Below are 11,375 nucleotides of genomic sequence, written 5' to 3' on the forward strand. Positions count from 1 at the left end.
GCCTCAGATCGTACAAACAAGAGGGGATTCGAAATATACTCGAATACTGCCTCTTTCAGCGTTGGTCCAAAATATAAAACGAATGATGAAAGTCCTGCCAGCATAAGATACCAGCGAGTTCACATACGCTAAGAATACAAAATGGGTTAGAGACAAAAATCCCTAACCCATTTTGTCTACAGCCACATTACCATGGCAGGGGCATTTTTCTATCAAGCAGAACCACTTAGCCTTGCGTTGGGAAATTCGGTTTATGCGCCTTTTTGCGTCCATAGCGCACATAATAGAAGGTATAGAACAGCACCAACGCACCAATTCCGTAGAAGAGTCCAATTCGCTGTGTCGGGTCAAACGCCGGGAAGATAAGAATGAATGTACAAAGAGCCAGACACAGGAGCGGCATCACCGGGTAAAACGGTGCTACGAACTGCAAATCTTCTATTTTTCCACCCTCACGCAGGTATTGACGGCGGAAATTGAATTGAGAGAGAGCAATCCCCATCCACGTGAAGGTGACCGCAATACCGGATACAGACATGAGCAGCACGTATACCGTATCCGCTGCAACCACGCTGGTTAATAGGGACAGAAGTGAAAACGCCAGCGTCGCCAAGAGTGCGTTCAAAGGCACTTTACGCTTGGTCAGCTTTCCAAAAGCAGGATGAGCCATATTGCTATGGGAAAGGGACCACAACAAACGAGTGGCTGCGTACAAGCATGAGTTGCCGACAGACAGCAGAGCCGTCAAGATGACGAAGTTCATGATATCCGCTGCAAAAGGAATCCCCACTGCATCAAATACCGTCACAAACGGACTTTCCAAGAGCCCCAGCTCGCTTGAGGGAAAGAGGGCGGACAAGATCGTGACTGACGCCACATAGAACACGAGAATGCGAAACACAACGTTGCGGATCGCCCTCGGAATAGTCTTTTGCGGGTCTTCTGCTTCCCCGGCTGCAATTCCGATCAATTCAGAGCCTTGATAAGAGAATACGACGTTCATCATCGTCACAAAGACGATTGCAATGCCAAACGGAAATAGTCCCCCATCTGCCGAGAAGTTGGAGAGAAACGGAGCGGGTCTTCCTTCCATACTGATAATACCGAATATAGCACCTAGTCCGACAATGATAAACATAAGTACAGCCAATACTTTAATTCCGGCAAACCAGTACTCCGTTTCCGCAAACCCCTTTGTCGTCAGCGCATTGAAGGCAAAGAGCAAAACGATAAAGAGCGCGCACCAAATCCAGATCGGTGTATCCGGGAACCACCGTTGCATGACCATGCCCGCGGCAGTAAACTCTACCCCGGCCGTTGTAGCTGACCCTAGCCAATACATCCATCCCAGTGTAAACCCGCTCGCCGGACCAATATACTGGCTGGCGTAGGCTTGGAAAGAGCCTGTTACTGGCATTTTTACAGAAAGCTCACCCAGGCACGTCATGACCAGATACAGCAAAATCCCGCCGACGATATAGGCGACAAGCGCTCCGCCAGGTCCAGCCTGATTAATCGTGAAGCCAGCGTTGAGGAAGAGCCCTGTCCCGATGACACCACCTAGCGACAGCATAAACAAGTGGCGACTTTTCATCGAGCGTTGTAGCTGTGTGTCTCTTTCATTCCCAGTGTTCATATGATTCCTCTCTTTCACCTGCTTTTTAAGAGGTCTATCAGGAGTCTATAAACGAAGAGAGAACTGCCTGCGCTAGAAACGCAGGGACAGGCAGCTCAATCCTCCGTCTTGTTTCTGGAATTCAGACATATCCAGCTCAATCACATGGTAGCCAGCGTCAGTGATTTGCTTTTTCGTGCTCTCAAAGCCTTTTGGAATAATCACGTAGTCGTTGATATGGATGCAGTTCGCCGAGTACTCGACTTCTTTTTCCACAATCAGATGCTTGTATTGGCTAAATACTTCAGAATCAATGAACTCCCCAGCCAGAACCAGCAAGTCATTGCCAAGGTAAGCGATTCCTGTTTTCAGGTGGAAAAACTCTTTCAACGGTACAATGGTGACTTCATATCCGTATTTGGAGAGAATCTCGCGGAACTGGATGGCTCCTTCTTCATTGGTGCGTGTAGACAGACCGACATAGAAATGGTTGTCTACCTGCATGACGTCTCCACCATCGAGGAAGCCTGGGGCTTGAATATACTCAATCGTGTCATAAAAACGAGGAAGCACCAATTTCATATCCTCAATTTCACCATTGCGGCTTTCTGCACCGGGATTGGTGATGACGGCGCACTTTTCCGTGAGAACAGCTGTATCTTCCACAAACGTAGAATCTGGGAAACGCTCGTCCGCTTCCAGAACGGTTACATCCAGACCTGTCTGTTTCAGCGCTTCTACATAAGCCGCATGCTGTTTAAGAGCAAGTTCAAAATCAGGTGTACCCAAATCAGAAGTCGTCAAACCATTTACATAACTCTTTCCCGGTTTTCTTACAATCGCACGTGAAAATTTCATGATGATAGATCTCCCTTCTGTTTTTGAATCTTGCTTTTGTCTAACCGTATTCATTCTCCTCTGAGCAATCACCCAGAAATATTCCGCATTGTGGAATCACTTCTGCAATACAAAATTACACTCTTAATGTAAAATAGTTTCAAATTTTTTGTCAACGGATTTTTATCTAGTTTAAATCATATTGATTCGGTTGAAAAATTCTGATAGATTGAGGTCATATTAAGCTGGCGTGACTTTCAATGATTGGTCACTATGCAACAAAGCCAGGAGGTAACCCACGTTGGTACAATCGATAGACCGGGCGATGAGCATCATCTCCGTCCTAGTATCAGATCCAAACAAGCAGCATTGGACCATCTCGGAAATTGCTGAACAAACGGACCTGCCGCTGAGTACGGTACACCGCTTAATCAGCAGCCTCATCAAGCATGGACTCGTTCTCCAGCTTCCTGAGAGTAAGCAGTACAAGGTCGGCTATACGTGGATGGAAATCGGGCTGCGCATCTTGGACAAGATGGATATGCGCGCTGTCGCCCGAACTGTCATGGAGCGATTGGCAGCAGATGTACGAGAAACAGTCTATCTGAACATTCCACAGGGCTCTCATGCCATCGTACTCGAACGAGTGGAAGGTCCTATGTCTGTCAGAAGCATGGATAATCTGGGCGAGCGTATTCCGCTACACATCGGTGCGGCAAACAAAACGATTCTCGCCAGTATGAATCCGAACGAAGCAGAGCAAATCGTAACCGGTTTAATCCCGGATGCACAAAAACGTCGCGAGCTGTTAGAACGACTGCCTGAAATCAGACAAAACGGCTATGCAGTCAGCTACGGTGAGAAAACCGAGGGCACCGCATCCATTGCCGCTCCTATCTTCGGTGTCAACCAAAAGGTCATGGGCGCTTTGAGTATTGGCGTGCCGAGCTACCGGATCAACGAGCAGCTCTTGTCCTCACTCATTGAACAAGCCCAACAAAGCGCCAAAGAAATTTCCCACAAAATCGGTGCCTTACCTTAATTTTTTTGCCCACTAACCGGAAACAGTTTTCACTATACGGAAAACGGAGGCGTTTTTTATGCAAAAATGGCAAACAAAAGAGCAGCTCGTTGATCTCTTGTGCAATTTGGTAAGCATCCCAAGCATTACAGGCTCAGCTGCCGAGAAGGACTTGCCTGGCTATGTCGTCGATCAGCTGCGTACCCTGCCTTATTATCAAGCCAATCCCGATCATGTACGTGCGAATCCGACTGAAGATGGGCGCCATTTTGTCACTGCTTTGGTCAAAAAAGAAGGCGTACAGGACACCGTCATTCTCGTCAGCCATTTTGATGTCGTCGACGTCGAGGATTACGGTGCCTGGATGAAGCATGCTTTTGATCCGAAGACCCTCACTCCTCTGTTCCAGCAAAACCAAGCGGATATGCCAGCAGACGTTCAACAGGATATTCGCACCGGAAACTGGCTGTTTGGCCGTGGCACCATGGATATGAAGTGCGGACTGACACTACACATGTCGATGATTGAGCAAGCGATTGCTGGGGAGTTCGACGGCAACATTTTGCTTCTGACAGTTCCTGACGAAGAGGTGAATTCTGTCGGGATGCGGGCAGCAGTCCCAGCGCTTTTGAAAATCGCCGAAGAGTTCGACCTGAGCTACACCACCGTGCTCAACTCCGAGCCGATGTTTACCCGCTATCCAGGGGATACGAATACGTACTTGTACACAGGCTCCATCGGAAAAGTGCTGCCAGGCTTCCTCTGCTACGGCAAAGAAACACATGTTGGCGAGCCTTTTGCTGGGTTAAACGGCAATTACATGGCCTCTCAACTGACATGTGAGCTCGAGCTAAACACATCCTTTTGCGAGGTTGTTGAAGGGGAAGCATCTCCTCCGCCTACGAACCTGATTCAAAAGGATCTGAAAAAAGAGTACTCCGTGCAAATTCCGCACCGTGCTGTGACGCTGTTCAACCTGTTCCTGCTGGAAAAGCAGATGGAGGATGTCGTAGAGCCGCTGCTGGAAGCGGCAAGAAATGTCGCAGAGCGCATGAAGCAAAACTACCTTGTGCACGCGAGCCAGTTTGCCAACTTTGCGCCGTTTAGCCCGCGTGATCTGTCCATTTCCGTCATGACTTACGAAGAACTGTATGCCTACGCGAAGAAAACGTACGGGGAAGAAAAGCTACGCCAGTTGGAAGTAGATGTGATCGCCAACCGCGGCGACAAGGACGACCGCGACACCACGATTGAGCTGGTGGATCAATTAGCGATTCTGTGCAAAGAACTGTCGCCGATGATGATTTTGTTCTTCGCTCCACCGTTTTACCCGGCAGTCAGCTCGCGCAACCATCCTCTGATCCAACAAACGATGGAAGAGATGAAAGCATACGCGAGAGATCAGCACCAGGTCAATTTGGTGAAACAAAACTACTTTGGCGGTATCTCTGACTTAAGCTACGTCGGACTCCAATATCCGGCAGCATCCATGAAGCCATTGGTAGCGAACATGCCTTTGTGGGACAACGGCTACTCCATTCCGCTTCAGGAGCTCGAAGCTTTTGATGTACCTGTCATGAACCTCGGTCCAGTCGGACGTGACGCCCATCAATGGACAGAGCGTCTGGACATCGACTATGCATTCGATACGTTAAAAGACATGCTTCCTCGTTGCATCCAGTCTCTCTTGCAAAATGGGAAAGCAGTAAAGGGCTAGCAAAAGAGAAAAGGTTCCCGTACCGATAGAATGCTGTCGTACGGGTGCCTTTTTCCTTATAATGAAGAAAAACTATTTCAAGGGAGGGTTACCCATGGAATTTCAAGCGAAAGAAAATGGCTTTGTCACTCAACTGTCCTACGGTGAGCTGCACGTATCGGGCGATGAACAGTATGGATTTCGCCCCTACCAGCTCTTGGTCTCTTCCATCGCTGTTTGCAGTGGCGGTGTTCTGCGAAAAGTGTTGGACAAGATGAGAATGCCGTGCACGGATATGAAAGTAACAGCAGATGTTCAGCGGAATGAGGCAGAGGCAAATCGGGTTGAAAAAATTCACCTCCACTTCATCATCTCGGGTGAAAATATGAAAGAAGAAAAAGTGCAAAAAGCCATTGAAGCCGCGAGCAAAAACTGCCCGATGGTCCAATCTGTCAAGGGAAGCATCGTCGTAACCGAGTCCTTCGAATTGGTATCATGATAGAAAAAAACGTGCTACCACCTACTCCTTTGTTTCTACTTCAAGACATACAGCAGGTCACCTTGTCATCGACAGAAGCATGGACGTTTTCCGGCGAATCAACCCATGCTGTGCTCATCGTGACAAAAGGATCGGGTCAGATGCTACACGAGTCGGATCAAACCTCTTTACTTGATGGAAGCGCGCTGGTTCTTTCGCGAGAATCTGTGAGACAAATAAGCGCTGTTACGGATGACCCTCTCCGTTTCCTCGTATTTTATTTTGATGCTCTGCAACAGCAAGATCAGGTCACCAACGCCTTCAGCCCGAGTCTTTCCTGGCATTTTGACCGCAGCTCGTGTGCATTTCACCAGGTCGATCACGGTACGGAGCTTGCCCTCACGCTGTATGCCCATCGACAAGCCAGTGATCCGTTGGAAGCTTTTCAAAATCAAATTCGCTTTCAACAATTGCTGCACCTGATTTGGAGCCATGCAGAACGGCAGGCTACCGTAGAAACGGCAAGCGTTGTCGATCAGACGATTTCTTACATGCATACGAATTATGCGGAGCCAATCACCTTAGATGATTTGGCAAATCGAGCTGGCCTTACCCCGCGGTATTACACCGAGGTCTTCAAGAAAAAGGTTGGAAAAAGCCCGATCGAATATTTGACGAGCTGTCGGATGGAGCATGCAAAGACACTTCTGCGAGAATCGAATAAGCGATTGCGCGAGGTAGCACGTTTGGTTGGGTATGCCGATGAGTTTTACTTTAGCAGACGCTTTAAGCAGCAGGTCGGCGTGTCCCCTACTGTCTTTGTCCGCATGAATCAGAAGCAAATGGCACCCGTCACCTTCCACTATGCCGAGTATTTATTGGCACTCGGAATCAGACCGATTGGCGCTCCGGAAGAGCAGGTCACTTATTTACGCGAGCAATTACGGATGAAAGAGGCAGATGAGATTGTCAGCCTGCCCGAAAACACACCAGACTTAATCAAATCATTGCAACCGACTTTTATTTTGACCGAATCGACGGGAGATAGCGCTGCCTTCTCCAAGGTTGCACCTACTCTTGCCCTTCCCTGGCTGGATCATGATGTATTTGGTCATTTGAACATACTAGCCGACGTACTTGGCTTGAAAGACCAGGCACACATGTGGCTCAAGCAGCATGAGCAGAAGGTTTTGAAGGCGAAGCGATCCATCGATGCTCATATTCAGAAGAAAGAAACATTCTTGATCCTCAATGTGCGTCCACAGAGCCTATTGGCATACGGTGCCAGAAATATCGGACATGTACTGTACAAATCCTTGAAGCTGACGCCACCCAAAATGATTCAAGAAGAGTTAACACGCAACCCCAATTTCTGGGCGACCCCCATCAACGAGGATCAATTAAGCCAGTACGCAGCAGATTGGCTGTTCGTTCATATTTTTGATGATGACCGCTCACGGGCACACTTCCTGGAGTTGATGAAACAGGATGTCTGGAAACGAATTCCTGCTGTACAAAAAGGGCAAGTGGTCATGCTCAGCCCGATTTGGTTCTCGTATGATCCCCTCTCGCTCGACATCCAGCTGGAAGAGGCCGTCCAAATTTTGACCCATGCAAACACCGCCACATTGTCCAAAGAAAAACGGAACATTCTCCATGGATGAAAAGAGTGCGTTCAAGGTAAGATGAACCTTGTCAATGAGAATCATTTTCATTCATGGAGGATATACGATGAGACGATTACACATACGAGCTTGGTTGCCCGGATTGATGATTCTTTCCTTGTTCTTGCTCACGGCATGCGGCCAGACAGCCAGCCCCAATTCATCGGCACCTGCACAAGAAAATAAAAGCAGCGAGACTCGTGTCCTGAAGCACGCAAAGGGCGAAGCCACCATTCCTGTGAAAGCTCAGCGCGTCGTAGCCTTGCAATATTTGGGCCCCATGCTTGCCCTTGGGGTGAAGCCAATCGGTGCAGTGAAGGGACATATGGAAGGTCCAGACATGGAGCCACTGGTCAGTGGAATCGAAGTCGTGGGAGATTATGATGCCTATAATCTGGAGAAAATCCTCGAGTTGCAGCCTGACTTGATCCTCACCGGAACCGAAGTCGAGCAACAGGTATATGAAAACCTGACAAAAATTGCGCCTGTCGTAGCGATCGCCTTCGATCAATATGATGTCTACGGGCATGTACAAAAGGTAGCGGAAGCGTTAGGTCGCGAGGAAGAAGGAAAGGCTTGGGAGCAGAAGTACAAAGCAAAGGTGGAAGAAGCGCGTAAGCTGGTCCATGCTAAGGTCGGGAAGGACGAGACCGTTGCAGCATTAAACGTCCGTGCGAAAACGATCAAAATGTACGGTGCTCGCAACATGGGCCATGTTTTGTACAACGATCTTCAGTTAACTCCACCGCCACTCATTAAGAGCGAGATCGATAAAGACCCACTGTTCTGGTCAAAAGACGTGTCCATGGAGCTTCTACCGGAATATGCAGCCGACCATATTTTCCTGATGCTGTTCCCAGGAGAAGATGCCGCTCAGTATCTGAAAGAAATCGAGCAAAGCAGTCTGTGGAAGAACCTTCCTGCTGTCAAAAAGAATCAGGTTTATGTAGTCAATGTGGACAGATGGCTTGGCTACGACCCCATTCTGATTGAAAAGCAGTTGGATGAGGCTGTGCAGGATTTGACTGGAGCCAAGAAATAATACGATAGGTCATTTGGTTTGAGTCAACATCGGGGTGGAGAAGAAAAAGCACAGTTCTCTTCGACTCTGACACGCCCGCAAGGGGGATTGACTGTCCGTCTCCACTTCAAAAAGGGGACCGTCGAGTCAAAGCCACCCTACGGGCGGAAGTTTCTCATGGAAGAAGTGTTCGACAAGCGGGTCCCCTTTTTGAAGTTCCGACTGGGTAGGCGTTGTCAAGGTCTACGAGCTCTGTGCTTTTTCTTCTCACCAGCTTTTTTGGTTCATCGATACCTTTTAAAGCTTAGGATGATCATAGCGTGAATAGAAAAGGACCTGCCAGCCCGTGTTTGTTCACATAGGCTGACAGGTCCTCTTTTGCTTTCCAGTCCAGCTATTATAAGAGCGGAGACAACAGCCTCGCCAACGATTCCAGCAAGCGCAAACGCAGTGGTCGGTTCACATACTCTCCCAATGTCATTTCCCGGCAATCAGCCAGATCGGAGACGAACAGTTCCTCCAGCTCCTTTGCCATCTGCGAATCGTACATAAACGCATTCGTCTCGAAATTCAGCTTGAAGCTGCGAATATCGACATTGGCCGTTCCCACAGACGACAACTGGGTATCGACCACGATGGCTTTGGCGTGCATGAAGCCTTTTTCGTAGAGGAAGCAGCGCACACCGCTCTTTAACAAATCGCCGAGATAAGAGTGAGTCGCCCAGAATACCAACAAATGATCTGGCCTTCCCGGGACCATCACCCGCACATCCACCCCGGACATTGCCGCCATTTTCAGTGCGGTCAGCATACTTTCATCGGGAACGAAATAAGGAGTCTGCAAGTAAATCTTCTTCCGTGCCTTGTAAATCATCTTCAAAAAGGCATGCTTGATTTGCTCTTTTTCCGAGTTTGGCCCGCTCGATACGATCTGAACGCCAATCGTGCCCTCGGCTTCATGAAGCTCTGGAAAATACGCGAGTGACTCATGCATTCTTTTCGGTGCAGACAAATTCCAGTCCAGGAAAAAGCGTGCTTGCAGCATGTACACCGCTCTTCCCTCAATCAACAAATGGGTGTCACGCCAATACCCCAGCTTCTTATCCTTGCCCAAGTATTCATCCCCGATGTTGAAGCCTCCAATGTAGCCGATCTTGCCATCAATAATCGTCAGCTTGCGATGATTCCTGAAGTTGACCCGAAAGTTCAGGAATGGAATCTTCGCCGGGAAAAAGGAGGCGACTTCTCCCCCTGCTTCTACCAATGGGCGCAAAAATCGGGATGAGACACCAGAGGAACCTACCGCATCGTAGAGCAATCGAACCTCGACACCCTCCTGTGCCTTCTTCGTCAACAATTGAATGAGCTGTTTCCCTAAATCATCGTCATTCAAAATGTAGTAGAGCAAATGTATATGCTCCCGTGCTTCCTCCATCTGTTTGAACATGAGCTCGAACAGACTATGGCCTTCCTTAAAAACCTGAATGGTATTATCCTGCGTATAATAAGCTCCATCACTTACCACGTTCATGAAAATCATGTCGCGGTGTTTCTCCATTTCCGGGTCGTTCACTTGTAGATCACCCTGGGCAAGCAACTGCTTTTGTCTATCAACCGCAGCTCGAAAATGGGAAAACTCCCCTTCCTTGAGCCGATACAGCTTTTTCTTGCTTAGCTTATGTCCAAAAATCAGGTAAATGATAAACCCGACGCCCGGCAAAAACAGCAAAACCATCAACCAGGCCCAGGTTGCCGCAATGTTTCGCCTCTCCATGAAAATAAGAACGGCACCCAAAATCAGGTTACCTATTGTTACTATCGCAATTATCTTTTCGGACAACGCCATTACACCACATCCAGCTCTAGGATTCCTCCCATATTACAACATTTGCTATCGGGATTCATCCTTCCTATCCATCTAGTTTATCCTATGTTGCCAATAGTTTTCCGTTCTTCATGATACATTTGTCGTCCAAATACACATCCGGCTCTTTGACAACCAGATCGATATGTACCCCCGCGATAATCGTCCCACCAAACGTATTGTTGCTACCAAAGGCTACGTGAATCGTTCCGTACACCTTCTCGTCCTCCAGCACAACTCCCGTAATACGTGCCTTATCATTCGTTCCGATTCCGAATTCACCCAGCATCCGCCCGTCTTGGTCTCCAAGCATTTGCAGGAGGCGTTCAGCCGATGTTCCTTCTGCCTCTGTGATCCGACCATTTTGAACCGTCAGCAGCAGGGGCGAATCGATTTTTCCGATACCCGCGATGGAGCCATCGACGAGGATTTGTCCCTCTGCTGTCCCTTCCAGTGGGGCGATATACGCTTCCCCAGAAGGCAGGTTGCCCGATTCTCCAGGATTGACGTACATGCCTGTACTCGGCACCCCATTGCGATCTGCGATGGAAAACGTCAGTGACTTGCCCGCTTTTTCGATTCGCACGGTACTTGCCCGCGTCAGCATCTCGGTCACGCGCTCGGTGAGTGCCTTTACTTGTGTATAGTCAGCGGAAATCGCTCCCGCAAGGAACATGTCTTCCGTAATAGCTGGCATGGTAGCCAGTCTCGTACCATTTGCTGCTGCTTCTTTGCGTGCTTTGGTATGCGTCAAAGAGTGCTGGGTCACACATACTACCACATCTGCACTCTTCATCGCAGCTGCAACAGCCGCAGGTGGCTCTTGACCGGACTTTTCTCGCTCCTTCATGACCATCAGCATCGCTTCTGCCCCGAGCTGTTTACCGGCTTCCCAGATCGCCTCACCGATGTCTCGCTTCCGCTCGTCGGCCACCACTAAAAAGGTCTCATTCGCTTGTAATGCCAAGCAATTCATCAAAATAGCTTTGCTGGATTCTATCAACGTCATGTCAGAATCATTCCTTTTCATCTATCTTATGGTTAGATTATATCCACTTTTTTCTTGCAAACTCTTCTGTCTTCGCTAGATTGGATCGTTAGTCCTGCCCTTATTATGTTTATCGGAATCTTCTTGCTTTTGCTGTTAAATTTAGTATGATTAGAATACAAATGAAAACG

The 11,375-nt window shown here is 48.5% G+C and carries 9 protein-coding genes; 5 read left to right on the forward strand and 4 right to left on the reverse strand.

The annotated features are described in order from the left end of the window. Positions 1-226: 226 nt before the first annotated feature. The gene (locus HPY31_RS05970; protein WP_172139326.1) at positions 227-1,636 is read right to left on the reverse strand and encodes an amino acid permease; all 1,410 of its coding nucleotides are present in this window, start codon (positions 1,634-1,636) and stop codon (positions 227-229) included. A gap of 72 nt (positions 1,637-1,708) precedes the next feature. Beyond that, positions 1,709-2,473, reverse strand: coding sequence for a dimethylarginine dimethylaminohydrolase family protein (locus HPY31_RS05975; protein ID WP_172139327.1), 765 nt, complete (start codon positions 2,471-2,473; stop codon positions 1,709-1,711). Between the two features lie 280 nt (positions 2,474-2,753). On the opposite strand from HPY31_RS05975, the gene HPY31_RS05980 reads away from it, so the two are divergent. The 5 genes from HPY31_RS05980 (at position 2,754) to HPY31_RS06000 (ending at position 8,353) form a co-directional block, all read left to right on the forward strand. After that, complete coding sequence (locus HPY31_RS05980) at positions 2,754-3,494, forward strand: IclR family transcriptional regulator (RefSeq protein ID WP_172139328.1); 741 nt, start codon at positions 2,754-2,756, stop codon at positions 3,492-3,494. A 58-nt stretch (positions 3,495-3,552) separates the two neighbouring features. Then, positions 3,553-5,190 carry a M20/M25/M40 family metallo-hydrolase gene (locus HPY31_RS05985; RefSeq protein WP_172139329.1) on the forward strand — a complete coding sequence of 546 codons (1,638 nt, stop codon included), beginning with the start codon at positions 3,553-3,555 and terminating at the stop codon, positions 5,188-5,190. Between the two features lie 94 nt (positions 5,191-5,284). Further along, entirely contained in the window at positions 5,285-5,668 is a 384-nt protein-coding gene (locus HPY31_RS05990) for an OsmC family protein (RefSeq protein WP_016741956.1), read from the forward strand. Continuing rightward, positions 5,665-7,311: an AraC family transcriptional regulator gene (locus HPY31_RS05995; protein ID WP_172139330.1), complete on the forward strand. Its 1,647-nt coding sequence runs from the start codon at positions 5,665-5,667 to the stop codon at positions 7,309-7,311. Before HPY31_RS05990 ends, HPY31_RS05995 begins: the two co-directional genes overlap by 4 nt. A 67-nt stretch (positions 7,312-7,378) precedes the next feature. After that, positions 7,379-8,353 carry an ABC transporter substrate-binding protein gene (locus tag HPY31_RS06000; RefSeq protein ID WP_172139331.1) on the forward strand — a complete coding sequence of 325 codons (975 nt, stop codon included), beginning with the start codon at positions 7,379-7,381 and terminating at the stop codon, positions 8,351-8,353. A 376-nt stretch (positions 8,354-8,729) separates the two neighbouring features. On the opposite strand, the gene cls is transcribed toward HPY31_RS06000, so the two are convergent. Both cls and HPY31_RS06010 read right to left on the reverse strand, forming a co-directional pair. Further along, positions 8,730-10,178, reverse strand: coding sequence for a cardiolipin synthase (gene cls, locus HPY31_RS06005; RefSeq protein WP_172139332.1), 1,449 nt, complete (start codon positions 10,176-10,178; stop codon positions 8,730-8,732). 82 nt (positions 10,179-10,260) lie between these two features. Then, positions 10,261-11,205 carry an aminopeptidase gene (locus HPY31_RS06010; RefSeq protein WP_172139333.1) on the reverse strand — a complete coding sequence of 315 codons (945 nt, stop codon included), beginning with the start codon at positions 11,203-11,205 and terminating at the stop codon, positions 10,261-10,263. Between the last annotated feature and the right edge of the window lie 170 nt (positions 11,206-11,375).

It is taken from the genome of Brevibacillus sp. HB1.3, from assembly GCF_013186635.1.
Taxonomy (GTDB): Bacteria; Bacillota; Bacilli; order Brevibacillales; family Brevibacillaceae; genus Brevibacillus; species Brevibacillus brevis_D.